This is a genomic window from Streptomyces sp. NPDC001617, assembly GCF_053596855.1.
Genome location: NZ_JBSFHA010000012.1, coordinates 19,058 through 45,433 on the forward strand (window position 1 = coordinate 19,058; position 26,376 = coordinate 45,433).

Annotated in this window: 16 protein-coding genes; 1 reads left to right on the forward strand and 15 read right to left on the reverse strand. The window is 71.8% G+C overall.

The genetic code is table 11. The annotated features are described in order from the left end of the window. Window positions 1–37: 37 nt before the first annotated feature. Window positions 38–1,408: a M1 family metallopeptidase gene (locus tag ACWC09_RS11955; RefSeq protein WP_450850383.1), complete on the forward strand. Its 1,371-nt coding sequence runs from the start codon at window positions 38–40 to the stop codon at window positions 1,406–1,408. Between the two features lie 37 nt (window positions 1,409–1,445). Here the strand turns inward: ACWC09_RS11955 and ACWC09_RS11960 are convergent, their stop codons facing one another. Genes ACWC09_RS11960 through ACWC09_RS12030 form a run of 15 tightly spaced genes read right to left on the reverse strand, consistent with a single transcriptional unit; the run spans window position 1,446 to window position 26,358 of the window. Then, a complete protein-coding gene (locus ACWC09_RS11960) occupies window positions 1,446–2,333 on the reverse strand; it encodes a peptidoglycan-binding protein (RefSeq protein WP_450850384.1) in 888 nt (295 codons plus the stop codon). Next, complete coding sequence (locus tag ACWC09_RS11965; protein WP_450850385.1) at window positions 2,333–3,886, reverse strand: DUF6519 domain-containing protein; 1,554 nt, start codon at window positions 3,884–3,886, stop codon at window positions 2,333–2,335. Before ACWC09_RS11965 ends, ACWC09_RS11960 begins: the two co-directional genes overlap by 1 nt. 54 nt (window positions 3,887–3,940) lie before the next feature. Then, window positions 3,941–6,079 (reverse strand): hypothetical protein, encoded by a 2,139-nt coding sequence (locus tag ACWC09_RS11970; RefSeq protein ID WP_450850386.1) that lies wholly within the window; start codon window positions 6,077–6,079, stop codon window positions 3,941–3,943. Then, the gene (locus ACWC09_RS11975) at window positions 6,079–9,846 is read right to left on the reverse strand and encodes a putative baseplate assembly protein (RefSeq protein ID WP_450850387.1); all 3,768 of its coding nucleotides are present in this window, start codon (window positions 9,844–9,846) and stop codon (window positions 6,079–6,081) included. Before ACWC09_RS11975 ends, ACWC09_RS11970 begins: the two co-directional genes overlap by 1 nt. Further along, window positions 9,843–12,956 carry a putative baseplate assembly protein gene (locus tag ACWC09_RS11980; RefSeq protein WP_450850388.1) on the reverse strand — a complete coding sequence of 1,038 codons (3,114 nt, stop codon included), beginning with the start codon at window positions 12,954–12,956 and terminating at the stop codon, window positions 9,843–9,845. The genes ACWC09_RS11975 and ACWC09_RS11980 overlap by 4 nt, the downstream gene beginning before the upstream one ends. Beyond that, the gene (locus tag ACWC09_RS11985) at window positions 12,953–13,345 is read right to left on the reverse strand and encodes a GPW/gp25 family protein (protein WP_450850389.1); all 393 of its coding nucleotides are present in this window, start codon (window positions 13,343–13,345) and stop codon (window positions 12,953–12,955) included. The genes ACWC09_RS11980 and ACWC09_RS11985 overlap by 4 nt, the downstream gene beginning before the upstream one ends. Further along, window positions 13,342–13,677, reverse strand: coding sequence for a hypothetical protein (locus ACWC09_RS11990; RefSeq protein WP_450850390.1), 336 nt, complete (start codon window positions 13,675–13,677; stop codon window positions 13,342–13,344). Before ACWC09_RS11990 ends, ACWC09_RS11985 begins: the two co-directional genes overlap by 4 nt. 21 nt (window positions 13,678–13,698) lie before the next feature. Further along, on the reverse strand, window positions 13,699–14,235 hold the full coding sequence (locus tag ACWC09_RS11995; protein WP_450850391.1) for a phage baseplate assembly protein V: 537 nt from the start codon (window positions 14,233–14,235) through the stop codon (window positions 13,699–13,701). A 34-nt stretch (window positions 14,236–14,269) separates the two neighbouring features. After that, complete coding sequence (locus ACWC09_RS12000) at window positions 14,270–15,409, reverse strand: hypothetical protein (RefSeq protein WP_450850392.1); 1,140 nt, start codon at window positions 15,407–15,409, stop codon at window positions 14,270–14,272. Then, window positions 15,402–15,755, reverse strand: a complete 354-nt coding sequence (locus ACWC09_RS12005; RefSeq protein ID WP_450850393.1) for a hypothetical protein — start codon at window positions 15,753–15,755, stop codon at window positions 15,402–15,404. The genes ACWC09_RS12000 and ACWC09_RS12005 overlap by 8 nt, the downstream gene beginning before the upstream one ends. Window positions 15,756–15,768: 13 nt before the next feature. After that, window positions 15,769–16,455, reverse strand: coding sequence for a hypothetical protein (locus ACWC09_RS12010; protein WP_450850394.1), 687 nt, complete (start codon window positions 16,453–16,455; stop codon window positions 15,769–15,771). Window positions 16,456–16,479: 24 nt separating this feature from the next. Next, window positions 16,480–17,697 (reverse strand): hypothetical protein, encoded by a 1,218-nt coding sequence (locus ACWC09_RS12015; RefSeq protein ID WP_450850395.1) that lies wholly within the window; start codon window positions 17,695–17,697, stop codon window positions 16,480–16,482. Then, entirely contained in the window at window positions 17,694–24,149 is a 6,456-nt protein-coding gene (locus ACWC09_RS12020) for an eCIS core domain-containing protein (protein WP_450850396.1), read from the reverse strand. The genes ACWC09_RS12015 and ACWC09_RS12020 overlap by 4 nt, the downstream gene beginning before the upstream one ends. Next, window positions 24,146–24,442 (reverse strand): hypothetical protein, encoded by a 297-nt coding sequence (locus tag ACWC09_RS12025; protein ID WP_450850397.1) that lies wholly within the window; start codon window positions 24,440–24,442, stop codon window positions 24,146–24,148. The genes ACWC09_RS12020 and ACWC09_RS12025 overlap by 4 nt, the downstream gene beginning before the upstream one ends. After that, the gene (locus tag ACWC09_RS12030; RefSeq protein ID WP_450850398.1) at window positions 24,433–26,358 is read right to left on the reverse strand and encodes an ATP-binding protein; all 1,926 of its coding nucleotides are present in this window, start codon (window positions 26,356–26,358) and stop codon (window positions 24,433–24,435) included. The genes ACWC09_RS12025 and ACWC09_RS12030 overlap by 10 nt, the downstream gene beginning before the upstream one ends. Window positions 26,359–26,376 lie beyond the last annotated feature (18 nt).

The following is a 26,376-nucleotide window of genomic DNA, read 5'->3' on the forward strand; positions in this document are numbered from 1 at the left end:
ACGGAGTGGCCTCAGGGCGCAGGGAGCAGAAGCGGCAGTGGCGGTTCAGCAGGCGGCGGGTTCGGATCCGTACTTTCCGGAACACGGTGACGCGCGTTACCGGGTGCACCGGTATGAGCTCGCGCTCGACTACCGCCCGGGTCCGAACCGGCTGGCGGGGTCGGTCCGCATCAACGCGATAGCGGGCCGGTCGCCGCTCGCCGAGTTCTTCCTCAACCTGTCCGACTTCAAGATCGGCCGGGTGCGGGTCGACGGCCGCCAGCCGCACTACACCCACCGCGGCGGCAAGCTCCGGGTCCGCCCGGCCAAGCCGGTCCGGCCGGGCGCCGCCTTCACGGTCGAGGTCCACTGGTCGGGCAACCCCAAGCCGGTGAGCAGCCCGTGGGGCGGGCTCGGCTGGGAGGAGCTGGAGGACGGGGCGCTGGTGGCGAGCCAGCCGATCGGGGCACCGTCCTGGTACCCGTGCAACGACCGGCCCGCCGACAAGGCCTCGTACCAGATCTCGATCACCACACCGTCGGCGTACGCGGTGGTGGCGGGCGGGCGGCTGCTGACGCGTACGACGCGTGCGTCCACGACGACCTGGGTGTACGAGCAGGCTGCCCCGACGTCGAGCTATCTGGTCGGTCTGGCGATCGGCAAGTACCAGACGGTGCTGCTGGGCGACCCGGGACCGGGCGGGGTGCCGCAGCACGGGCACATCCCGGCGCATCTACTGCCGGAGTTCTCCCGGGACTTCGCGCGGCAGCCGCAGATGATGGACCTGTTCCAGGAGATCTTCGGGCCCTACCCGTTCGACGAGTACGCGGTCGTCGTGACCGACGAGGAGCTCGATGTCCCCGTCGAGGCACAGGGGTTGTCGCTGTTCGGCGCCAACCACGTGGACGGGGCGAGGGGTTCGGAGCGGCTGGTGGCGCACGAGCTGGCGCACCAGTGGTTCGGCAACAGCGTGTCCATCGCGGACTGGCGGCACATCTGGCTGAACGAGGGGTTCGCCAAGTACGCCGAGTGGCTGTGGTCGGAGCGGTCCGGGGGGCGCAGCGCCCAGCAACTGGCCGCCTCCGCCCACCGGTTGCTGTCCTCGCTGCCGCAGGATCTGCGGCTGTCCGACCCGGGGCGGAAGTCGATGTTCGACGACCGGCTCTACGAGCGCGGCGGCCTGGCCCTGCACGCGCTGCGCTGCGCGATGGGCGACGAGGCCTTCTTCCGCATGCTGCGCGGCTGGGCCGGGCTGCACCGGGGCGGGGCCGTGACCACCACGACGTTCACGGCCCACGTCAACCGGTTCGTGGAGGAGTCGCTGGACGACGTGTTCGGGGCATGGGTGCACGGCACCCGGCTGCCTCCGCTGCCCACCCAGATCCCGGCGCGTCCGACGCACCCGCCCACCAACGCCGAGTCGGCGTAGGCGGGCGCGGCGGCGTCAGGGAGGCCGGCGCCTTTCGTCAGGAGGCGGGCACCTTCAGCCTGTCCCAGCTGACCTTGCCCGGGATGCCGTCGGCGTCCTTGCCCTTGAAGCCGAGCTTGCGCTGCCAGGCCTTGTAGGACTCACGGTCGGCGTCGGTCCACTCGGGACCGGGGCCGTCCTCGTAGTGGTCGCAGCCCTCGGCGACCAGGCGCTTGCCCATGGCCGTGATGACCGGGGACTTCTGCCCGGCGTGGAAGAAGCCGGCGCCCGGGAAGGGTGCGTACGACGGCTTGGTGGGCGTGGGCTTCGGATCCGGGCCCGGTGCCGGGGACGTGCCGGCCAGCCGCTCCGCGATCCGCTTGCGCATCCCGTCCATGGTGAAGCCGCGTGGGTCCTGCTTGCCCGGCTGCCACTCCTTGTGGCCGATGACCGAGGCCGCGCTCCAGCCGTGGTGGCGGCAGATCGCGGCGGACACCTTCTCGATGGCCTCCTTCTGCGCCTCGGGCCAAGGGTCCTTGCCGTCACCGAGGTTGATGCACTCGAAGCCGTAGAAGTGCCGGTTTCCGTCGGTGTCGGCCTCGTTGTCGTGCGGGAGTCTCGACTCGTTGACGACGGCGCGCAGGACGTCGCTGTCGCCCAACCCGGCATGGTTCGCACGGCCGTTGCCGACGAGATGGATCTCGCCCTTCTTGTCGATGACGCCGTGACAGAGCGGGCCGGGCAGGCCGGAGTAGCCGTTGTAGCAGATGTTCACGGACGCGTCCGTGCCCGAGGTGACGGTGTGGTGGATCATCACGCCGTTCACCGGGCCCCATGGGCCTTTCGTATTGCGGTTGTGGGTACGCCAGTTGCGCACCTCGTGGACCGTGAGGCCCTCCGCGCGCAGGATCTCCAGCAGCTTGGACGCGCCCAGGGGGGTGGCCATCAGTTGTCTCCTTCCGCCGCCGCCGCCTCCGCTTCCGCCGTCGTCTGCGACCTCCCGTGGGAGGGGTCCTCGGCCGCGGCCTCCTCCCGGCGCGCCTGCTCCTCGGCGGCGAGGGTCGCCTCGTCGGCGGCGGGGATGCGGCTGGCCAGCGGTGCGAAGGCGAGGCGCAGGTCGACGGCGCTCTCCTCGCCCTTGACCAGCGCGAGCGGCGCGAGGTGCCGGGCGATGCCGGCGGGGCCCTGGAGCAGCGGACGGCGAGCGGGGTCCGTGGGCCACTCCACGCTGCCGGTGGCGGTGCGGGCGGGGATCAGCCAGTGGTCGCCGGTGCGGTAGCCGCCGCCCTTGGCGAAGTACACCTCGACCCCGTCCTCCAACGGCAGCCACTCCCCCTCCGTGACCGGCACGGCACCACCCTTGAGGGTGGTCGTACGGCCCTTGCGCTTCGGTCCCTCGTGCTGGTCCCAGCGGCGCAGGAAGGGGTTCAGGTCCGGCAGCCGCCCGACGCCCGGCTCGGGCTCGGCCGAAAGCCGGACGCGACGGCCGGGCAGGTCCAGCTCCTCGACTCGCAGCAGGGGCAGCGCTTCCAGCCGCGAGGAGTAGGCCGTGTCCGTGAACTCGACGTGGTCGCCGACGTCCAGGTCCAGCTTGTCGTCGTGGCCGAGGGACGCCAACTGAACCCAGGTACCGTCGAGTTCGTCGACCGGGAAGACCACGGACCCGTTCTCGCGGGACCACTTGAAGGTGGCGTCCTTCGCCTCGCCGCCCGCGTGCACCTCGACCCGGTAGAGCTGGTTCTCCGGTCCGCGGTACCGGGCGTCCGGCCTGACCAGGCACGGGTCCTCGTCGGCGTGGTCGGGCCGCTCGCTGCGGGCGGCCAGCCGGCCGGACGACAGGGTCTGCCCCTTGGCCCACTTCTCGAAGGCCGCGCGGACGACCTCCTTCGACGGGTCGGCGTCCTCGATCGCCAACGCGGCCAGGGAGAGCGGCAGTACCTGCCAGACGACCTTCACACGGGCCGCGGTGTCCGGCAGCGTGGCGCCGAGGGCGACCTCCCGGATCGCCGGGTCCTCGGCGGCGGTCACCGAGCGCTCCCAGACGTTCAGATAGACCACGAACGGCGACTGCGCGGGCGAGGGCAGCCGGTCGCCGGGCTTCTCCGGGTCGCGGTAGGCGTCGGGCTGGTCCCAGTAGGTCCAGTACGGCGGCGCGGTCGCGGGCGGGTCCTGCTCCTCCGCCTCCTCGTCCGGCACCGGCACTCCGGGCGCCGGGCGGTCCGCGTCGACCAGGATGCCGTCGACGTAGTACCGGCCGCCGTGGATGTGGAGGGTGTCGATGTCGTGCTTGCCGCCCACGTACTCGACACGGAAGCCCGCCGCGTCGCGCGGCCCGCCGTAGCGGCCGATCAGGTCGGCGGCGAGGGCGCGGCTGCGGTACAGCTGGATCGCGGTCTGCTCGTTGGCGTCGGCGTCGAGCTGGACGCGGCCCTGCTGGGCGATCACCGCGGAGTAGTGCCGCTCCGGCCGGAAGGTGAGTCGGGAGAGATCAGCGTGCATGAAGGGGGTCCCCCTGGTTCAGGAAAGTGCGGGTGGGTCGTACGGCGGCACTGCTCACGTCACGAAGAAGATCCCGGCGTCCGTGCCCGCGGGCGTGTACTCCCCGAGCCGCGCGCGCAGACCGTCCTCGCGCTGCGGCCGGTACAGGTCGTGGAAGGCGCCGAGTTCGGCGCCGTCGTCGGAGCCCCGCCTGATCACCTCGCAGCAGCGGTCGGCCAACTGCCCGTACCAGGGCGTCCCGTAGCGCACCGAGGCGAACAACGGCCGTACGTCGGTGCAGCGATGGCGTCGCGGGGTGCGCGAGCCGGCGGGTACGGCCGAGTAGCGCAGACAGCCGATGCCGCGCCGGGCCACGTGCAGCGTGCCGGTGAAGATCGAGTTCTCGGCCAACTCCACGGCGTGGGTGTGGACTTCGCCGATGACGGTCGTGCGGTGCAGGTGCAGCACGGCGTGGGCGTGGCGGCAGTCCGGGGCGGAGAGGGCCTCGCGGTCGTGGCCGGTGGCGTCGAGGATGCTGTCGCGAAGGTGGATGTCGAGCGGGTCCTCGCCCACCTCGTCGCCGATGACCTCGATGGTGCCGAGGACGCTGTGCTCGACCTGGAGGCAGGCGGTGGTGCGCTCCAGGACGATGCTGGGTTCCTCGGGCGAGTGCGGTGCGCACTCGGGCTCCAGGGACCAGCCGGGGACGAGGGTGCTGTGCCGGATGACGACGGCGCCCATCGGACCGGTGACGTTGATGCCGCGCCCGGCGACGAGCAACCCGTCGAGGACGACGCGCGGTCGCTCGTGCGGGGCGCAGTCCTCGTTCACCGCACGGATGTTGAGGGCGTCGGGCCGGTTGCTGTACCAGTCGAGCAGCCGGATCACCGGCCGTGTGCCCTCGGCGGCACGCAGCTCCAGCCGGTCGCCGGGGTCGAGGTCGAAGTCCAGCTGCTCCTGGTGGGCGCCGCTGTGGGTGATCTCGATGATGCCGGTCCGCTCGGGGCCGCGCTCGCTCTGCCAGGCCCGGTACGCGTCCATGATCTGGCGGTACGGCTGTCCCGGTCCGACCCGGTAGAAGGTCGCGTCGGGCCGGTCCACCCGGTCGGGCCGCTCGTACTCGCCGCCGCCCGTGTCGGCGCCGTACGCGTAGTGGTAGTCCACCCAGACGCCCTGCCGGGGCGCCGACCGCGCCCCGAAGGCGATCCGCCCGAGCTCGGGGTCGACGGCGATCTGCCCGCGCTTCGGCCGGTACCGCCAGTCGGACAGGTCGGCGACGACGATGTCCGACGGCGGTACGGGCCTGTCCTCGCCGTCGCGCCGGATGACGAAGCTCTTGCCGGGGCCGTAGTAGTCCAGCAGCCGGTCGTGGAGGAGGCGGCGGGTGATGAAGGCCGGGACGTTGTCGACGGTGGCGATGTGCGGGGGCGACGGTTCCGGGACCGGCTTGGTGGCCAGCGGGCTGTCGTTGCCGAGGATCGAGAAGGTGTAGAGGTTGCGGGCGCGGTCGATGCAGTACGCCGGGGAGGAGGTGAGCGAGTGGGCCTTGAGCCGCCAGACGAAGAGGGCGACTCCGGCGGGGGTCCAACCCCCCTGTTTGCGCTCCGAGTCGGCGCGGCGGATGTCGGCCGTGCGGGCCGTGGTGTCGAAGGGCCCACCCGCGAGCGCGAGCGCCGAGCCGTCGCGGAGGTCGGGCAGACGCCCCCTTCCGGTGTCCCTGTACAGCTTCACCGACTGGTGGTGGGAGACCAGCCGGGACAGCTCGACGGCCCGCGCGGGCCAGTCGGCGACCTGCTCGGAGATCTCCTCCAGGAGGTGCAGCGTCCCCTTGCGGCGGCGGTTGGCGACGGTCGCCGCCACGTCCGCGCGCGGGGCGACGGCCTCGGCGAGCGCGGCACGGCCACCGTCGTGCAGGCCGGTGGTGAGGACGCGTTCGTAGCCGGGCAGGGTGCGGTAGCCGACCAGGTCGCCGAGGTAGGGCAGCACCCAGGGGGCGGCCGTCTCGACGAACAGGTCCTCGTAGCCCTGCTCGACGCCGTCGCGGACCCGGTCGAGCTGCTCGGTGATCACCGCGAGGAGGGCGCGCAGCGGCTCGCCCTCCTCGGCGTCGCGCAGCAGGTGCCAGCGGGGCAGCAGGGCGGCGAGGCCGTCCGGCTCGCGGGACGTCACCGGGGCTGCCGTGTCGAACTGGACATCCGCCGAATGCGCGGCCATCACTTGACCTCCGTGAGGATGAGGGTGTCCGCGGCGTGCGGGGAGAGAAGCGCGAGTTGCGCGGGGCGGATGCCGCGGAGGACGAACACCGACCGGCCCTTCTTCAGGCGCCGGGTGTCGGTGATGTCGGGGTTGAGGCGCAGGAGTCGGGCGAGGGGGATGCCGTAGCGGTGGCAGATCTCCGACAGGGTCTCGCCGTTTGCGGCACGCACCGTGTGGATCTTCTCCTGGTACGTCGCCGGGTGCGCGGGGACACTCGACCGGGGCTCCCCGGGGTCGGCGAGGAGGGCGGCCAGCTCGTCCGGCGTGACGGACGCGGGGATGCCGGTGAAGACGTCGACGTCCAGGTAGTCGACGCCGGGCACGGTGTGGGCCGCGGCAAGGAGGTCGGAGAGGCGTGCGGGCTGTCCCAACTCCCGTCCCTCGTAGCCGAGTCGGCGCAGGAGGGCGGCCCGCAGCCGGGGCTCGACGTACTCCCAGGCATGGTCGGGAGCGACCTTCACCTTGGCGGAGACGAGCAGCAGCACCAGCTCCCGTACGTCCACACGGACGGGGAGGTTGGGGTCGCCGTACTCGGTGAGCGCCCCACGCAGGGCGTTCAGGGTGTCCGAGTCGCCGTCGAGGGGCACGTCGTCGGTACCCGCGACGGTCACGTGCAGCACGCGCCGCCGCCCGTCGAAGAGTTCACGCGCGGCGGCCCGGCCGATGCCGGCGCGGGAGCGGGCGAAGTCCTCGTAGTCGGCCTCGGAGACGAGCCGGTCCAGGGCGGAGACGGCGAGCGGGACGGTACGGCGGGTCAGCCCGGGCCCGTCCGCGTCCGCGCCGCCGGTCGCCGCGCGCGGATTGGTGACCGCGCTGACCCCGAGCGGCCGGGTGAGTGCCTGGGTGATCCGGTCGGCCGCCACATTCGCCGCCTTGCCGGTGCCGAAGCGGTAGCGGGCGTGGACGTTCTCGTGGCCGCTGGGCAGACGGGCGCCGTGGATGCCGTCGCCGAAGGTGACGGTCGTACGACCGTCGGAGGCGGTGCCGCTGATGTAGACGCGCTCGTTCGGGCCGCGTCCGGCGAGGCTGTCGACCTCGTGCCAGAGGACGCCGTCGACCCTGATCTCCAACACCGGTGTGGCGCCGAGGGGGTTGTCGTCGGCCAGCCAGGTCAGCGGGGACTGCCAGAGTGCGAAGGTCTGGTTGGTGCGGTCGGAGTCACCGCTCCCGATGGCTTCCTCGCGGCTCTCGCCGTGGGTGGCCTCGACGACGTTGCCGAGGATGCGGACGGTCGCCCGGTGGTAGCGGTGGGCGAGGTCGGTGGTGAGGGTGAGGCGGGTGTGGACGTGATCGCCGGGAAGTCGGGGATCGACGGCCGGGTCGGCGGCGGCGACGGTGACGACCTCGGTGGCGGTGACGCCGGTCGTGCCGGGGATGTCGCTGCGCTCACCGGTGACGACGAGGGTCCTCCCCGGTCGCAACCCGTCGTACAGCTCGGCGAGTTCGATCTCGTTGCCGTGCACCTCCTCGCCCAGCGGCTCGTCGGCGAGGCGCAGCGGCTCGCCTCCGGCGTACACGGTGGTGTCCCGGATGTGCGACAACAGCACGTCGAACTCGTCCAACCACGGGTCGGCGAGGGTGAGTTCGGTGCCGCGGCCGGTGATGCCGTAGTTGGTGTAGGCCGCCGTACGCACGGAGACCACCTGTGTGGTGACGAAGGCCAGTCCGGCGTCGCCGGGTATGCCGCCCTGCGCCCCCTTCGACGGCCGCTGGATCGCGACCCAACTGCCGACGGTGATGCTGGTGTGCACCGAATCCAGTTGCAGCACACGGCGGTTGACCGGCTCGGGCTTGCTGGCGATGACGACCTCGACGTTGGGCTCGGTGCTGCCCACCGTGTACCGCAGGCTCACCTCGTACTCGCCGTGGGTGAACTGCTGGGGGATGCCCGGCCGCAGGGGGATCCGCTCCTCCGTGCCGTTCTTGATGCCGACATGGACGAGTCCGTCGTCGTCCGGCGGGGACACGAACAGACCGCGCTCGGGCAGCCCGTCGCGGAGGCCGACGGTGACACCGGGTTCCTGGGCACCGCGGCTCGACAGATCGACCTGCCCCGGCCCGAGCCCGAAGCTGACCTGCTGGGCGAGCGGCAGGGTCACGGCCCGCTGATCGGAACTGTTCCCCTCGACGTACTGGAACTCGGCCCGCACCGGAGCCTTCCCGGCGGTGTCGAAAACGATCCGCATGCCGGTGAGCACTGCTCCGGTCAGCGGCCAGTCCGCGCTGCGGATGACCCGCCCGTTCTCGTCCTGGACCGGCTTGAGCGGGGCGGTGGCACCGAAGGGGGCAGCGGTGACGCGCATGGCGAGCAGGTCGCGGAGAAGCTGGGCGGTGGCGGGGGCGGCGGCCCTGCGCCAGGCGGGGTAGAGGCTGCCGAGGGAGGGATGGAGGGCGGCGAGGAGCGGGGCGGGGTCGGGACGCCCGAAAGGGGTCTCCGCGACTGGCGGCTTCGTGGAGCGCAGCGCGGGGAGCACGGCGGACAGCGCTTGGAAGGCAGCGGTACGGGGATTGTTTCCAGGGGGCGCGGGGCTGTATCGATCGGCGGCTCCGCCGCGGGGCGCGACCAGCCCGGACGGCGCCGCAGACGCCGATCCACCTTTCGCGGCACTCTGATCCGCGTCCTGCGCCGGCGCCAACTCCATGGCCCGCTCGGCAAGTTCCACCAGAACCGCCTGCAGCTGTTCAAACCATGCGGCCACATCCTCCCAAGGCTCCGCCAACACCTCCGCCTCACCAAGCCGCGCGACAGGCTCAGCAAGAACACCCGCCAGCCCTTCCGGCGTCTTCACCGCATCCAACGCATCCCGCAACGGCGCCAACACCTGATCCTCGAAGTCCTCGATCAGCCGACTCACCGGCCGCGGATTCGGCACTTCAGGCGTAGGCGGCTCATCCCCCGGCTCGCCCGGCATCGCAGGCTCAGCCACCCACCGCCGCACCTCGTCCACCAGCTCCTTCAACGTGGCCGGCGCGGACTTCGGCAGGGTGATCGCCGTAAGGTCGTCGTCCCGATCGATCCGCACATCCGCGACCTGAAGCAACTTCCGCTCGCCACCGGCCTGTTCGCCGAAGACGAAGAGCAACTGGTCCCCGGTCCGCAGCGCGTTGGCCGTCCCCTCGACGAACAGCTCGGACCGCTTCTCCAGGTCCTCGGGCGTGACCAGCGACGGCCGCCGACGACGAACCTTGAGCTCGTTCCAGTCCCACCGAGCCGTGAGGTCCCGGCTCGTCTCGAAGGTGAGGGACTCCTCCTCGGCGGAGGCGGGCACACTCTGGCTCCGCGCTCCCCGGGGAATCACCACGGCCAGGGTCTCGGCACGTGGATCACGCTCAAGGCTGTACGCGAGATGGGTGGCCGCGGCGACACCCGGTCGCGGCCGATGCCCCACCAGCCGACCGAGCAGCACCAACGACCGGTGCTCGTTGGCCGTTCGGATGTACGCCTCGTCGGCGATCCGCTCCGAGTGGAAGGTCAGCAGGTCGCCCAGAACGGCCGTGGCGTCCAGCAGCCCGATCGCCGGGTCGTCCGGGGTGCGGACGGTGAGCCCTTCCAGGGCCGGGTAGGCGGGTGAGGCGAGCCGGTCGAGCAAGGCCGCCAGGAAGGACCCGTACGCGCCGACGCGGTAGTCGAGGGCGGTGCGTCCGGGCGGGTTGTGGACCGGGGCGGGGGCGAGGCGCTCGTCGTGGCCGCCGCATGCTCCCCCGCAGGAGCACGACGCGCTCATCGGGCACCTCCCAGGGATATCGCCAGCCGGCCGTTCTCCGGCCGGTCCGGGTCGTTGTCGCAGCTGGCGATCTCCAGCGGGCCGAGCCGCAGCACGCCGTCCTCCCTCTCTCCTCGGTCCTGCTCGAACAGCCGCCGCAACCTGGTCACTTGGACGCTCTGCACACCCGGGACGGCCGCTGCGACGGCGACCAGACGACTGAGCCGCACCGGCTCCCCGAAGGTCAGCGCGTCCGGCTGGAAGAAGCCCTGCCGACCGCTTCCCAGCACTCGGTACAACTCGGCCAGGATCTGCCCGTGTTGATGACCTGGCGCGGCGCACACGCTCAGTGCGATGTCGAGCGGCACCAGCCGGGCCGGGCCGACCACGAGGTCGTGGCCGATGCGCCGGTACGCCTCCAGGGACTGCTCGACCTGCGCGAGGAGCCGGGCCGACGGCTCCCCGCCGCCGTACGCGTCGATCGCGATGTGTGCCTCCTGGACGCTGCCGGTCCAGCGGATCTCGGCGGCGGCGCGCTGCACGCCGGGGAGCTCTGCGGCGAGGGCCGCGTAGTCCTCGGCGGTGACGGCGCGCAGGCGGGTGCGGCGCAGGTCGAGGGGGGCCAGCTGGCGTACCTGCTCGACGGGTTCGGGCTCGGTGCCGCCGGTGGCGGGCAGCGGGTTGCGGACGACCGCGGCCGGCGGATGCTCACAGTCGCTCTGGATGACCAGGTGGTTGATGGCTTCCGCGCCGACGTTGCCGGCGATGCCGCCGCCGAGCCGGTAGTGCAGGGCGAGGCGGGCACCCGGAGTGGGTTTCGCGCCGTGGCGGCCGTCGCCGAAGCGCAGCGCGAGGCGGCCGTCGTCCTCCAGCTCGCCGACGAAGTGCCGGTCGCGCGGGGCGCTGTGGAGCAGGTCGCGCCTGGGCGCCCAGGTCGGCTCGCCGTCCTCGATGCGGACGGCCGGCAGGGCGGCGCGGGGATCCTGGGTGAGGGCGGCCGTGGCGGGACCGCGCAGCACGGGCTCGTCGGGGTGCAGTCCGGTCGCGTACGGCGGACCCCAACTGTGCGCGATCTCCCAGGCGATGTGCCCGTCGAGGACCGTGCCCGCACGGGCCCGTGCCGCGAGCACCTCGACCCGTCGGAGCTTGCCGTCCAGCAACTCGTCGCTTTTGTACAGGAGTTCGCGCAGTGCGCGCACCGGATGCACCCGTAGCTCGAATCGCTCGATCACCTTCAGCCCGAAGATCACGGCGAGTTCGGCGATCTCCTCGTCGCCGAGCCCGTCCCGGTCACGGGCGCTGCGCCACAGCTCGACGAGTCGCTGCCGGACCCGGACCGGGATCGCGGCGATCCGCTCGGCCTGCCCCGCGGCCACGACCTGCGCGTCCGGGTAAGGGACGGCCTGCACGACCGGCGCACGGCCGAGGACGGGCCGGAAGCGGGGCAGGATGCCCGGGTAGACGGACTGCGCGAGCAGCGTCCGGAGGGCAGCCGCCTGGGCGTACGCCGTCCCCGGGACCACTCTCCCCCAGCCTCCGGCCGGGGGTGCCCCCACGTGTCGCTGCCCGGCCCGTTCCAGACCGATTCCGGCGCGCACGGTCGCCGCTTCGCCGACCACCTCGAAGAGCTCCCGGACGTCGTCGGGAGCGAGCGCTTCCCCGCTCTCCGCCTTGTCCGTGAGGGAGTTGACGAGCCGGGCGGGCGCATTGCCCTCCTCGCGGTCGTCGCAGCCGGAGGCGGTCGGCCCGCAGGGCGCGACGACGGCCGGTACGGGCGGCACGGTGACGGTGTCGTGCGGACCGGAGCGGCCGTGGTCGACGAGGACGACGTTGCCGCGGGCCAGGGCCACGTCCTCGACGGGCAGACAGTCGCGGCCGCCGCGCGTGGTGAGGCAGAGCGGGAAGCGCAGGGCGTCCTCGGCTGCCCAGGTGACCTCCAGGACCGGCTGGTCCTCGATACGGTCGACAGTGGGTGTGACGGAGGTCAGGCGCACGGCCTGGCGGTGGGTCGGGTCCTGGTCGCCCGGGGTGCCGGTGCGCGGGCCCTTCACCTCCTCCAGGACCAGCAAGTCACCTGGCCTCAGTGCCAGTTGACGGTCCCGGCAGGTCTCCGGGTCCTCCCACTCGTCGCGCAGGGTCGCGGAGGTGGCGCCCTTGGGCAGGGCGCGGACCTCGCCGCCCCAGGTCCACAGGCGGACGGCGTTGTGCGCGACCTTCAGCTCCAACGGGTCGGCGGCGACGACCGGTTCGAAGACCTCCACCGAGCCGCGCTCGTCCAGGTCCCCGAGGTCGATCTCGTCGATCACCGTGCCCGGCTCGGGCCGGTCGTGCGGATCGAGGGTGCGGACGTCGACGGAGGCGAAGCGGAAGGTGCCGGGCGCCAGGGTGGTGTCACCGGCGGTCTCCACGGTGACGTACGCGCGTGCCGTGCACCCGTCGTGCATCGCGTAGTCGATGAGCCCGACGTGCCGGCGTACGGAGACGCGGCGGCGGGCGGTGTCGAGGTAGGCCTCGGTGGCGACCGCGTCCTGCTGGTAGCTGATCTGGTCGCCGGTGTACGCGAGCAGCTCGACGAGGGTGACGCCCAGGTCGGCCGGGTTGCGTTCGACCCAGTCGGGGGTGGTGAGCGCGAGCCGGTCCAGGAGCAGCTTGCGGATGGTGTCGTGGTCGCGGGCGGTGTAGTCGACGACGGGCGCTGCGGGAAAGTTCTCCTCTCGCTGCTCTTCTTCCTTGCAGTCGAAGGGAGTGGGGCAGTCGGGGCGGAAGGAGAAGGGGGCCGTGTGGTAGCGCTGGTCGAAGCCGCGGTAGGGCTCGGTGCCGGGGCGGCCGTACGGGTCGGTCTCGACGAGGGAGAGGCGGTAGCGGGAGGTGTCTCCGGCCTTGTCGAGGGTGACGTAGAGCCGGTCGTCGAGCTCCGGGTCCTCCTCGCGCTCGACGCTGACGTCGACGGCGGTGATGCCGGTGACGCGGCGGCCGCCGTCGACGCGGACGTTCTCGGGGCCGAGGCCGTGCGGGGCCTTGCCGAGGAAGGTGACGGTGAGCAGCAGCCCGTCGTCGCTCACCTCGACCTCGTCGACTCCGTTGAGCTGGGCGGCCCTTGCCTTCGCGCGGCGGGACGTGGCGGTGGTCATGCGGTGGCCCTCCCCTCGAAGACGTCGTCGGTGCGGCTGCCGGTGGCCCGCAGGACGTACGACAGATAGACGCGTACGGAGTTGTCGTCGCTGACGATGTCGAGCGCGACGACGTCGATGAGGTCGCCGAGCCAGCGCTGGAGCGAGGCCTGCACGGAGAGTTCGAGGGTGCTGACCAGCTCGGGGCTGTTCGGCGCGAAGACCAGGTCCAGGAGCCCGCAGCCGAAGTCGGGGCGCGTCACGCGCTCGCCGGGGCTGGTGAACAGCAGCTGCTCGATGAGGTCGTGGACGTGCTCGGCGTGGCCCGCGTGCGCGGTGCGGCCGCGGCGGTCGGCGTGGAAGGGGAACGCGATGTCGGTGCGCGGGTGTCGGCGGGTGGCGCGGCTCATCGGACGGTGACCTTTCGCTGTGCGGCCTGGACCACGGGCGGTCCCTGCGGCACGAGGGCCGCCGTGAGGCACTGGGCCGCCGAGGTGTCGAGCAGCACGGGTGCGCCGTCGACGGTGACGCCGCTGTCGCCGGCGGTCCAGCGGACCGTGACGCACGGCGAGGGCCTCCCCGCGACGGTGTGGGGGCAGCCGGTGACGACGTACGCGTGCGCGCCCGTGGCGACGGCGGCGCCCCCGATGCGTACGCCGCCGGAGGGTGTGGTGGCGGCGGTGGCGCGGCCGCCGTGCGGGCAGCCGATCACGGCGCCGGCGTCGAGCAGACTCCCGGACACTTCTCTTCTCCCCCGTTGTCGCTATCGCTTCGTCTGAACGGTCAACTGGCCCTGGTTGATGGTCACGTGGTCGCCCTGCAGCAGGATCTCGGCGCCCGCTCCGTTGGCGATGACCACGGTCTCCCTGGTGATGCGGATGTAGGCACCGCCCTGCGCCTGGAGCAGGATTCCCTGCTCGGGGCCGGCGGTGTCGTTCATGACGAACTTGTGCGCGGCCGGGGTCTGCACGACGACCGGCTTGCTGGGCGAGTTCGCCTGCAGCTCGCGGCGCGCGTCGGGCGGCAGCTCGTCGGCGGTGCCGTACCAACACCCGGTCCAGACAGGGAAACTGGGGTCGCCCTGCTCGAACTCGACCCAGACGCCGGAGCCGGGCGGCGGCACCACGAACTGGCCGGCCTCGGGTCCCGTGAACGGCAGGCAGGGCAGCGCCCAGGTGGACGCCTCGTCGCCGAGGACGTCGGGCACCTCGGCGGTGATACGGCCGATCCGCAGCGGGTCGTTGTTGTCGACGACCCGGCCGCGGAACTTGCCGAGGTAGCGATTGTTGGGTGCCGCCATGCTGAACTGCTCCTGATCGACGGGGACTTGTGGTCTAGGGCCGGACGTAGTCGCTGCGGGCTTCCAGTCCCTCCCTGGAGAGGGTGAAGTTCTGCTGGAACGAGCCCGGACGCAGGTTGTGCGTCACGGACTTGACGTAGTAGTCGCCGTCGTACGCCCGTCCCGAGCCGCGTACGCCGACCAGCTGGCGGGGCTGCAGGAGGTAGCCGTGCCGGTTGACGTCGAGCGAGCCGGAGCCGGAGACGACGTCGGCGGACACGGCCGCCCGGGCGAGGAGTTCGGCCTCCGCCTGTTCGCGCTGCTGCTTGGCGGTGCCGGACAGCGTCTTGCGCTTGAGGGCCGGCGTGGGGCGGCGGCCGAGGGGCGGGCGCAGAGGGCTGATCGCCGGCTGCGGCAGAAGGGTGGTCTGTCTGGTCCCCGGGTCCTGCCAACGGGCCTGCGGCTCCTCCCTCGCGGTCCCGTCGTAGGCGAACGTCAGTTGGTCCACGGTCGTGTTGGCGTCCATGTTGACGTTGAGGGCGTGCTGGCGGATGCCTAGGCGGACCTCCGGGCCCCAACGGGCCGAGGACTGGCCGGGGCCCGGGCCGGGTTCGAGGTAGAAGGTGTAGCCGTTGGCGTTCGCGAGATCGGTGACGTACTGCAGGTCGGTGCCGGTCTGGTAGTGGACACGCAGGTCCTGGTGCGGGGGCTGGGCGATCTTCTCGGCGTAGACGTCGGGTCGGATGCCGTAGTCGGAGTAGCGCTGGAGGATCGCGAGCACCCGTTGCGAGGGCGGCAGGTTGGGGTAGCGCGCGGTGCGCTCCTGCAGGTCCATGAGCAGGGTGAGGTCCTCGCCGGTGACGGTGAGGGTGGAGTGCCCCGGCTGGTTGCTGGCGCCGACCTCCTGACGTACGACGAGTCCGTCGAAGAGGACGTCCTGGGTGCCGCGGACGCTGACGGTGACGACGAGCCGCGTCTTCGGGTCGAAGAAGCCCTCGGGGAGCAGCCGTTGGTTGATGACGCCGTTCTTGGTGAGGTCGAAGGCGAGCTGGAAGCCGCTCCGCTCGCCGGCCGTGGCCGTGATCTGCGCGGACAGCAGTGCTTCGGTCACCTCGGCCGGCACCGGCCGGACGAGTTTGGGCCCCATGAGGAGCGTGATGTGGACGGGACCCTGCCCGACGGGCTGTTCAGACACGCCGGTGTCCTCCGGGCTCGGGGACGTCGATGATCCGTCCGGCCTCGTCCGTCAACTCCCGTGGGTCGAGTACGGGGTTGGCGTCGGCGATCCGCCACCACTGGCCGGGGTCGCCGAAGAAGCGCTGGGCGAGCAGATCGGGCCGCTCGCCCGCCCCGACGACGTGTTCCTGCGTCGCCTGCGCGTCGAGCGGGGGCAGCAAACGGCGCTTGGCGTAACGGACTTCGGTGCCGTCGGGGAGCCGGTGCACGCCGATCTCGGCGTCGTGGTAGCGGCTGGTGCGGGGGTAGGGATGGGCACCGGGTATCGCGCCCAGAGCGCTCTCGTACGATTCGATCTCGGCCATGGCGTGTTCCTCCTCAGCCCCTTCCGCTCAGTACGTCCGCGCCCGGCAGCCCGAGCGCCCCGAGACTCCCGCCCCGCGCGGCGGCGGCGAGCCGCTCCTTCTGCGCGAGGTGGGCCATGTACAGGTCGGCCCCGCGATGCCCGGCCGGCAGATCGCTGACGGTGAGGATCTTCATGCCGATGCTCAGCGAGGCCCGGATCGGATTGAGATTGACGTCGAAGGCGGACTCGTTGACGGACAGTTCGGTCAGCCGCACCGGCATGACCCGCTTGCTCCCCCAGGTGAACAGCGTGAGCGGCATCTCGATCGGGCTGATCTCGATGGTCCCGTTCTGCGCCAGCCGGCTCGCGGCGCGCAACTGCGCGGTGGTCGGCTGCACGAGCATCTCGAGCGTGGCGAGCTGCGGATGGATCCCGTCGGGCGCCGCGATCTCCAACTGGTCGGTGGAATCGATCTCAGCGGTGAACTTCCAGGTCTCCTCGGCGGGCCCCTTGAGCCGCAACGCCTCGTTCCGGTCCCCGCTCCCGGTACCGCCACTCCCGGAGTCACCGCTGTCCCCGGCGGACTGGGGGGCGATGCTGCGCTCCAGGGTGTCCGGGTTGAACTGGAGGACGATGATGCGCTGGGGGGTGCCGGTGTCGGGGTCGACGACGACGATGCCGGAGCGGATGGGTTTGGGGATGTCGGCGTAGCGGGTCATGAGTTCTCCTGGATACGCAGTCGCTCAGCCTTGGACCTTGGTGCTCGAAACGCGGCATCCGTCGCACCAGAAGCAGTAGACGATTCCGCCGAAGTCCAGGCTTCCGAACGGACTGCGGCTGCTGTCCATGTAGGCGATGAAGGGCATGGCGTCGTGGCATTCGGGGCAGCGCGGGTGGTTGTCCGCCTCTCGCCACTGCGGCAGCCCGCCCACCTGGTGCAGCGTCTCTCCCGGTACCGCGCGCACGCTCACGCCCCGCTGATTGGGGTGTTCTTCGAGGAGGAGTGAGCGCTCGGCGCCGGTGAGGCTGAGTTGGGGGTCGGCGGGACCGTGCGGGGCGTAGTAGACGGTGAGCCCAACGGGGTCGATGCGCACCGTGGTGGAGTCCAGCGCGCCGCACCGGCAGGAGTACCAGTAGAAGACCGGGTCGTGGGCCAGCTCGTAGGGAAGAGACTGCGCCGACAGGGACAGCAGGGGCGCGGTGGGCCTCTCGCAGGAGGGACAGATCGGCACCTCGCCGGTCACGCTCGCTCCGACCACATGCGGGCTTGCTCCAGCCTCCACGACGAATCCCATGAACGCCGGCTCATGGGCGGCCGCCCCCTCCATGCGCGGGAGGCCTCCGGCCAGTTCGACGAGCAGTTCCCAGACAGGATCGGCGCCGATCTCCTCCCGGAGAGAGCGCACCCGCGCCAGGGCGTACTCGGTCCGGGCCAGGGCCAGTTGGATCAGCGCGGCCGGGTCGCCCTCGCGGTGCCACTCCTCGGTCAGCGCGTCGACAGCCGCGTCCGGCGCTCCGGACAGGAGTCCCAGCTGGACATGCTCGTTCTCGATCCGGTCCTGGTACTGGCGCAGGCGCTCGGGCGTGTAGACCGCCATGCTGTACAGGACGTTGGACACCGGGGACTTGGGCTCGCCGATGTCCAGGTAGTCGGCGATGAAGCCGTCGAGCAGGTCGCCGGGCAACCAGGGCACCAGGCGAGCCGCGGAGCGCACCAGCACGGGGTGCTGTCGCAGACGTTCCGCCGCGCGGGTCTTCTCCTCGGCGGCGCCGGGGACGAGTTCGAGGTACTGGGCGAGATACTCGGCCACGTGCCTGTGTTCGGTGGTGCGGAGCAGCTCGGTGGCCTCGTGGACGCCGCGGTCCGGCTGACCGGCCAGGTGCGCGAAGATCCGATCCCGCTTCTCGGGTCCGGACAGCCGCTTGCTCGCCATGATGCTGTCGATCTGCGTGTGCGTCACTTTGCTTTCTTCCAGTAGTAGATCAGCATTCTGTCGATTGCCCGGGAGTAACGTATTTGCCCCTGGTCCACCAGGTTCTTGTAGTGCCGGGCGAAATGCGCCACATACTCCTTGGTGAGCACTTCGGGCGGAGTCGACAGTACGGTGAGATAGCGCTGGAAATCGAATCTCGCGGCCCGGGTGAGGTCCTGGGCGTCGCGCTCGTACTGGGCGGGCTGGTTCCTTCCGCCCCAGGTGCGGCCGAGTTTGTGGATCCGCTCCGGTATGAGCAGCGTCAGCGCCTGCTTGTATTTGTTGTCCGCTTCCTTCTGATGTTTCTTCCGGCCCTGGCTCTTGTCCCGGGCCAGCAACAACTTGCCGTTGAGGATCTTCTTCTTGCGCTGTTCGAGATCCTCCTTCTCCTGCCTGGTGAGAATGCCGGCCTCGTCGTCCTCCAACATGCGCTGCAACTCGTCGTCCGTGGCGGCGGCGTCAGCAATGGCCTTGTCCTGCGCCGCCTGTATCACGGCACGCCCGGAGGGGATGTGGTCCGCCGTGTACTGCTCGGTCAGCGCGAGGTTGCGCTTCGTACGCAGGCGCTTGTCGCGGCGCTGGCGTTTCCGGGTGCCCTGGTAGCTGTTGGTCTCGCCGACCTTCACGAACTCGTCGTCGACCGTGAACGGGTAGTCGAGGATCTCCTGCAGGGCCGGATCGAATGTGGCCTGGCTCTGTCCGTTGCGGGCCTGCTGGGCACTGCCTCCGCCAGGAGGCCGCTGGGCCTGGGCCTCCTCGCGCAGGCGGCCGGTCTGCTGCTGCCGTACCTGTTCGGTGTCCGGTGTCCGGGGCGTCGTCCCCTCGCCCAAGGCGGCTGCCGCGTCCTCGCCCTCGAGCTGGTCCGCCTCACCGACGTTTTCCTCCGGGTTGAGCCGCGCCGCGATTTCGACGACGCTCGAACCGCGCAGATCCAGACCTGTGAGGCGGTACCACACCCGCATGGCCGCGAGCACTGCCTGCATGGAGGTACGGAGGATCCCTCGCTGCAGAATGGCCCGCAGCTTCGGTCGGATTCGCGCGGCGACCTTCTGGAGCCGCGCCTCTTTCGACTCCTTGGACTTCTCGTCCTTCTTGCGCTGGTCCTGCTTCCGTTTCTTCTGCTCGTGCTGCCGCTTCTTGTGGTCGCGGAACTGGTCCTTCTTGCGCTTGAGGAAGTTGCGCAGCTTCGACGCCCCGTTCTTGAGCGCCTTGCCGAGCTTGGACTTCTTCAGTTTCCGGCCCAGTGTCTTCGCCGCGTTGCCGACCTTCTTCAGGGCCGACTTGACGGCACCCTTGGCCTTGGAGACGGCCTTGCCGACCGGGGACCTGGGCTGCCTGGACTTGGTCGGTTTGGGGCCCTCGATCTCCTTCTGCTTCTTCTTCGGGGTGGTCTCGGGGGCCTTGTCATGGTCCTTCGCGGGTTCCCGCTCCTTGGCAGGCTCCCTTTCCCGGTCCGGTGTGTCCTTCGACGGCTCCCGCTCCGGCGTCCTCTCCTGTTCCGGTGCCTTCTCCCTCGGCTTCGCCTCCGCCGCGTCCGGCTTCTTCGCCGGCGCCTTGGGTGTGGCATGGTCCTTCGGCTTCACCGGCGACTTCGGGTCGGGTGACGGCCTGCCCTTCGGCCTCGGCTCCTCGCCGGACCTGGACAGGGCCTGCCGGGCCTTGCGCAACGCCCCCCGCGCCGAGTTGACCGCGGAGCCCGCCGCCTTCTTCGCCCCGCCCCCGACCTTCTTCAGCCCGTCCATGATCTTCTGGGCCATGCCCTTGAGGCGTTTGCCGACGCCCTTCGTCGCCGAAGAGAGCTTCTGGAGGAGGAAGTTGGTGATGAAGTCCAGGAGGGCCACTACGCCCGCGGCGACCGCTTCCGCGAAGAGGCAGGCCGCCGGGCCCGCCTTCACCGCCTTCAGGTATGCCCAGAACTTCGAGAACGCGGACAGGATCGAGCTGACCGTCGACCACGCCGCCATCAGGCCCTGGATGATGGTGAGGATCGCCCCGGCCGCCGGGATGATCATCGAGACGACCTTCTCGATGACCAGGGACGCGATCATCATGGGGAGGGACGCGATCACCGCGTCCCACGCCATCTTGCCGATCTGCTTGATCGACACACAGCCCTTGACCAGCACGTCGATGACGGCCTTGCCGAGGCCGAGGATGCCCTCGACCTTCGTGTCGAACCATCCCTTGACCGCCACCTTGATGGCGCCCCAGAGGTGGTCGGTGATACCGGTCTTGGCCGCGCTGCCCGCCTTGGAGATCCAGCCGCCCGGATCGGGCGCGATGTCGGCGACCAGGGCCGCGAACTTCCCCAGCGCCTCGATCGCCGCCTGCGCGAACTTGATCGCGCCGACGATGATCGCCTGATAGGCCTTGATGACCGCCTTGATCCCGGCCTCGAGCACGTCCAGGAGCTTGTTCAGGCCCGCCGCCAACGCGTCCAGCAGCGTGTTGACCGCCTTCTTCAGGCCGTCCGCCAGCTGGTTCACCGTCGCGATCGCCGCGTCCCGCAGACCCTCGATCGCCTTGCGGAAGCGGTCACGGAGTTCGGGGAAGGCGGCCAGCAGCGTGTCGCCGATGGCGATCAGGACATCCGCCAGCGCGTTGATCGCCTTGACCGCCAGGTCCCGTACGAAGTCGATGGCCTGGTCGGCCCACTCCTTGAACTTGTCGATGATGCCGTTGACGGCCTTGCGGGCGGCGTCGAAGACCGCGGTGACGGCCGCGAGCAGGCCCTTGAAGAAGTCGGCGACCTTGTCGGCGATCCAGCCGAACAGGCCCCCGGAGGGCTTCTTCTCCTCCTTCTTCTTCCGGGCCTCCTTCTCGGCGTTCTCGCGCTCGGTGTCGATCCGCGCGTTGTCCTGGTCCTTGCGCTCCCCGACCTCCTTGTCCTTGTCGTCGCGGGCCTTGACGATCTCCTTGTTCTTCTTGTCGTGCTCGTCGCCGGACCGCTGGTCCGCGTCCTCGATCTTCTTGTCCTGCTCGGTCCGCCAGTCCTCGCGCTGCTTCTGCGCCTCCTGGGCGGCCCGGCCGCGTTCCGCGGTCTGCTGGGCGGTGTTCTGCTCGACCTGGCGGTCGATCTCGGCCTGCTTGTCCCGCTTGGCCTGCTGCTCGCCCTGCTGGTGTTCCTTGTCCCTGGCATCGAGATCGCCCTGCGCCTTGCCGCCGCCGGCGGTGATCTCGGCGCCCTTCTCCTGCTTGGCGACCGCGCCCACACCGGCCTTGGGGGCGGGGGTGGCCTCCAGGGCGCCCGCCTTGCCGCCCCCGCCGGTGGACGCCTTGCCCCGTAGCTCCTCGCGGGGCGCGTTCGGGAAGATCTGGTCCTCGCCGAGCGGTGCGGCCGCGTCCGTGCGGCCCGTCGTCTGCAGCTCGGACTGCTTGTCCTTGAGCGCCTTGGCCTGGTCGTCGGTGCGGGTCGGATCGCTGGCACCCTCGAGACGGATCTTGGGCGCCGGGCCGACCGTCTTGTTCTCCAGCTCGGGGTCGGTGGTCGGGACCGCGTCGGCCGCGGCCTCGACGTTCTTCGCCTCGGCCTCGCTGAGCCCCTTGTCGGGCACGGCGGGCGCCGGTGGCGGCGCCACATCGGCCGTCGGCGCCCTGCCCTCGGCCTTCACGCCCCCCTTGGCCTGCTGCTTGTCGCCCTGGTCGGGCGGGCCGACCCGCTCCACCTTGCCGGTCACCTGGGCCGCCGCGGGCGCGGCCTCGGGCGGCGCGGAACGCGTCTGCGGCGCACCGGAGGGCCGTTCACGCGTCGGCGGATCGGCGGCGAGCCGCTTCTGCTCCTCGCCGATCTTCTTGTCCGCGGCCCTGTCCACGCCGGGCATGGCGGCGGCCGCCTGGTCCGGCGCCAGCCGGCTCACGGTGACCACGGCGGTCTTGGGGTCCTGCCCGGAGACGTCCGGCGGCTCCTCCTGCTTCTCCTCGGGCGCGGTCTCTCCCCCGCCGCCCCCGCAACTGCCCTGTCCGCCCTCGTCCTTCTCGGGCGCGGGTGCCGGAGGGGCACACCCGCCGCCGTCCTTCTCCAGGGACGCCTCGGGCCGGGGCGTGTCCGTCTCGGCGGACTGCCCGGGTACGTCGGTCTGCTCGGCGGCCGGACTCACCGCGGCCTGCGCTACGGACGGCGCGGCACCGGGTCCGGTGGCGACGGCGGGACCGGTCTTCTCGGCGGCCCCGACGGGCCCGCGCGGCGCGGCGCCGGGACCGCTCTCCTTGGGCACCTGGCTCTTGGCGGGCGGCGCCTCACGCTCCGACTTCGGCGGTTCCGCGCCACGGCGGGCGGCGGGCGAGGGGTCGCGGTCCTCGACCGCCGTCCTCGGCGTCTGCGCACCGGCGGGCCGGGAGACGGCGGCCGCGACGGGCGGCGTCGCCCCGCCGCCGACCGACCGCGCCTCCACGGCCGTACGCTCCTGTTCCTCGCTCTTCTCCGCCTCCTCGTCCTTGGCGTCCGGCCGCTCGTCGTCGCCGTCCGCCCCGGAGTCCTCGGCGTCCTTGTCCTGCTGCTTCTCCTGCTGCTGCTCCGGGTCGGGCTTCTCGGCCTCCGGTTCGGGCCGCTCCTTGTCCTCGGTCGCGGGATCGGGGCCGACCTCCTGGTCGAGCGGCTTCTCCGTCTCCTGAAGGTCCTTGGTGCCCCGGTCCTGCGCCTGCGCGGCGGGCCCGTTCTCGGGCTGCGGCGCCTCGCCCTCGACGGGACCCTCGTCCTGACCGGGGGCCTTCGGCTCGGGCCCGGCGTCATCCTCGCCCTGGTCCTGCTCGTTCTTCTCCCGCTCCTGCTCGATCCGCTCCGCCTTGGTCGGCGGCGGGGCCGGGAAGGAGGGCAACGACGGTTCCGCGGCGCCCGGTTCGAGCCGGTCCGCGGTCGGTACGGCGGACAGGTCGAGGTCGGCCTCGGGGAGATGGTCCTCGGGTTTGATGGCGGGCTCGTCCTCGGCGCCCGCCGTCCGGGCGCCCTCGTCCTCCTCGCCCGCGACCTCCCTGTCGGCGCCCGCTTCGAGGCCGAGCGGCCGTTCCTCCTCGCGGACCTCGGGCTCGGCGCCACCGTCCTCGTCCTTCTCGTTGAGCCCGTGCTCGGAGAGGGCGGAGTCGGGCTGCTCGGCGCGTTCGTCGACCTTTTCCGGACGTACCGGGCCGGGCTGGGCCTTCTGCTTCGGGTCGGGCCGCTCGTTGCGGGAACCGGCGGCGGGCTGCGTCTGGGCGTCCCGCTCCTTGCGCTTGTCGGCCCCGGGGGCACTCGCCTGCTCCGGGTCGGCCTCCTCCCGCTCGCGCTGCTCCTTGCGCTCCTCCTTGGCCTGCTCGGTACCGTCCTGCTGCCCCTGGGTCCGTGCGTCGGAGGCCTGGTCGGTGCGCTCGCGGTCGGCGGCGGCCTGCTCGTCGGTCTGTTGCTGCTCCTCCTTGTCGTACTGCCGGGAGGCGTTGCGCTCGTCCTCCTGCTCGGTGCGCCGGACGGCCTCCTGGTCCTCGGTGGCCGCGTCCGCCCGCGCCCGGCTGCGGTCGCTGCCGCTCTTCTCGTCGCGCGCCCTGGCGTCCCGCTGTTCCGCGCGGGAGTCGTCGGCCCGCCGGTCGGCCGAACTCCGGGCGGACTCCTGCTTCTTCTGCCACTGGGTGCGCTCGACACCGAGCTCAGCGAAGAGGTCGACCTCCGGCAACGGCGCCTCGGCGGGCTGGAGTTCGACGGGCCCGGGCCGGGCCTGTTCGGCGATCTCCAGCAGCCGGTCGTACTCGGGGGTGAGCAGCCGGTCCTCCAGCCGCTCGACGACCGCGTCCTCCAACTGCTCCGACATCCGGGCGAGTTGGAGCCGTACGCGGCCCGAGGCATCGGTCGGGTCCCCGCGCAGGGAGCGCAGCACATGGCCCGCGAGCCGGTCCACGAGGGTCGCCGGGTCGATGGCCTCGGCGCGCATGCGGTCGGCGTCCACGGTGGCGTACCGCAGCCAGCCGGGAGTGGCCCGCCCCTCCTCGACCTGAGGAGCCTCCGTCGCCGCATCCGGCTGTACGACCGCCTGCGCGGCGGCCTCCGCCTCCCGTTCGACGGCCTGCTGCGGCAGGCTTACGGCGCCCAGCTCGCGGCCGGCCCGCAGCGCGCCGAGGCCGTGCGGGTTCTGCACGGTGTGCTGGAGCTCATGGGTGAGCAGGCGCCGTCCCTGCTCGGTGCCGGGCCGGAAGGCGCCCTCGCGGAAGAAGACGTCCTGGCCGACGGCGACCGCGTCCGCACCCAGCAGCTCGGTCAGCTGCCCGGCGTCCCGGCCGGTGTGCAGCCGTACGCGGCTCAGGTCGTGGCCGAGCTGTTCCTCCAACTCCCGGCGCAGACCGGGGTCGAGAGGCTGTCCGGCGCCGCTGACGATGTTCTTCGGCTCGGGTGTACGGGACTTGGCGGCCTTCTCCCTGCGCTTGCGGCGCCGCTGCTCGGCGGCCCGCTCCGCACGGGCGTCCTGCGTGGGTGAACTCACCGGCTCACCTCCCCGTGCCCGCTCAGCCCCTCGTGCACGGCCCGGGCCAGCTCCTGCCCGAGGCGCCGCGCGGAGAGCCCGGCGGGCAGGGGCGGCAGCCCGGACAGGGCGTCGACGGCGAGCGGGCCGTCGGCGGCCAACGGCACGCCGTGCAGCCGTACGAGCCGGGTCAACTCGCTCTCGAACGCGGCCGATACGCGCTCGGGATCGGCCCGGAAGCCGTCGAGCACCAGCTCGCCGACCTCGATACGGATCGCCGAGGGTTCACGCTCCGGAGTACGTCTCACACCCATCCGCGGACCTCCGTCGGCGTCAGGGAGCGCTCCAGCTTCAGATACTCGGTGCGGGCGGCGGCGAGCATGTGCCGCATCTGCAGCCGGTCGCCCTCCTCGGCGGCGAGGAAGGCGCCCGACAGGGCGATGTTGCGGATCGAGCCGCCGGCGACGGTGAGTCGGGCGAGCAGGGCCGGGTCGATGTCCTTGACCGGGGCCTGCGGGGGCAGCACCCGGCGCCAGATCTCGGCGCGTTCGTGTTCGGCCGGGAAGGGGAAGTCGACGACGAAGCGGATGCGGCGCAGGAACGCCGTGTCGAGGGCGCTCTTCATGTTGGTGGTGAGGACGGCGAGGCCTCGGTATGCCTCCATCCGCATCAGCAGATAGCTGACCTCCAGGTTGGCGTACCGGTCGTGGCTGTCCTTCACCTCGCTGCGCTTGCCGAAGAGCGCGTCGGCCTCGTCGAACAGGAGGAGCGCGCCGCCGCGTTCGGCGGCGTCGAAGACCCGGCGGAGGTTCTTCTCGGTCTCGCCGATGTACTTGCTGACGACCTGGGAGAGGTCGATGACGAAGAGGTCGAGGCCGAGTTCGTTCGCCATGACCTCGGCGGCGAGGGTCTTTCCGGTGCCGGAGCCGCCGGCGAACATGGCGGTGACACCGAGTCCGCGCCGCAGGGTGGCGCCGAATCCCCACTCCTGGTGGACGGTTGCCCGCTGCCGGACATGCGCGACGATCTCCCGCAGCACGCTCGTCTGCCGCTCGTGCAGGACGAGGTCCCCCCAGCCGGCCTGTGGTTCGATCCTCCGCCCCAGCTCGTCCATGCCGATCCGGGCCTCGTCGAGACCGGCCCGCCAGGCGAGTTCGGCGGCGTCCGGCTCGTCCTCGTGCGGGAGCCTGCGCCGTACGGTGGCCGCGGCGGAACGCACGACGTGCGGCGGCAGCTGGAACTGCGCGACCAGGGAACGCAGTTCGCCCTCGTCCAGGTCGATCTCCTCGAACGCGCCTGCCCACAGGCCGAGTTGCTCCTCGTCGTCCAGCCGGGGAACGGCCACCCGGGCCCCGTAGGACCGCTCGGACCGCAGCGGGTCCTCGCTCGACACGACGACCGGCACCGCCGCGCCCGCCAGGAACGACTCGGTCGCCGCCCGCTGGTCCCGGTCCAGTTCGCCCGCCTCGACGAGCAGTGCGGCGGGCAGCAGGATCGCCTCGCGCTGCCACAGCCGGGCGAGCCGGTCGCGCTCGGCGGGGGCGGACGGGATGTCCTCGGCGCTCATCGCGTACAGCCCGAGCCCCGCCCGGGCGGCCGCGGCGGCCGAGATGTCGGCCCGACTGCGCAGGTCCCCGCCGGTGATCTCCACCAGCGGCGCGTCGGCCCCGTTCGTCCAGCCCTCGGCGAGCCGGTCGGCGGCCAGGTCGTACGACGGCGACAGCGCGTCCGGCACCGGCGTGCGGCGCAGCTGACCGTGCAGCCGGGCGTCCAGGTAGGGGGAGCCCAGCAGGAAGTGCAGAATCCGCTCGTCCAGCCGCAGCCGCGAGGTCGTCAGCCGCGACTCGTCGTCCAGCTCGACGATCCGCCACCGCCGCAGCGGTGCGACGGGCGTGAGCGCGCTCCAGTGCGGCTGCGCGAGCGCGGCGAGGGCGAGCGAGAAGGTGGGGTACGCCCGCTCGGGATCACCGGCCGCCGCGGCGCACCGGGCGGCGGTGGTCGGCTCCAACTCGTGGGCGGCGGTGAGGAGCAGCAGGTCGCGCTCGAAGGGGGTGAGGCTGAAGCAGGTGAGGAGGGCGTCGAGGGGAGCGATGCCGGGACCGTCGGCCGGTACCAGCTGGGCACCGGGAACGGCGTCCTTCTTCGCCGACCGCGCCGCGTGTGCGTCGACACGGGCCAGGACGCGCCGGATCTCCGCGGTCAGCGTCGTGCCCTGCTCGGGTGTTCCCATGTCCTCACCTGCCCCCGT

Coding starts and splice junctions, on each gene's coding strand:
- ACWC09_RS11960 (WP_450850384.1), bottom strand. CDS start 2,333: ATGGCCACCCCCCTGGGCGCGTCCAAGCTGCTGGAGATCCTGCGCGCG.
- ACWC09_RS11965 (WP_450850385.1), bottom strand. CDS start 3,886: ATGCACGCTGATCTCTCCCGACTCACCTTCCGGCCGGAGCGGCACTAC.
- ACWC09_RS11970 (WP_450850386.1), bottom strand. CDS start 6,079: ATGGCCGCGCATTCGGCGGATGTCCAGTTCGACACGGCAGCCCCGGTG.
- ACWC09_RS11975 (WP_450850387.1), bottom strand. CDS start 9,846: ATGAGCGCGTCGTGCTCCTGCGGGGGAGCATGCGGCGGCCACGACGAG.
- ACWC09_RS11980 (WP_450850388.1), bottom strand. CDS start 12,956: ATGACCACCGCCACGTCCCGCCGCGCGAAGGCAAGGGCCGCCCAGCTC.
- ACWC09_RS11985 (WP_450850389.1), bottom strand. CDS start 13,345: ATGAGCCGCGCCACCCGCCGACACCCGCGCACCGACATCGCGTTCCCC.
- ACWC09_RS11995 (WP_450850391.1), bottom strand. CDS start 14,235: ATGGCGGCACCCAACAATCGCTACCTCGGCAAGTTCCGCGGCCGGGTC.
- ACWC09_RS12005 (WP_450850393.1), bottom strand. CDS start 15,755: ATGGCCGAGATCGAATCGTACGAGAGCGCTCTGGGCGCGATACCCGGT.
- ACWC09_RS12010 (WP_450850394.1), bottom strand. CDS start 16,455: ATGACCCGCTACGCCGACATCCCCAAACCCATCCGCTCCGGCATCGTC.
- ACWC09_RS12025 (WP_450850397.1), bottom strand. CDS start 24,442: ATGGGTGTGAGACGTACTCCGGAGCGTGAACCCTCGGCGATCCGTATC.
- ACWC09_RS12030 (WP_450850398.1), bottom strand. CDS start 26,358: ATGGGAACACCCGAGCAGGGCACGACGCTGACCGCGGAGATCCGGCGC.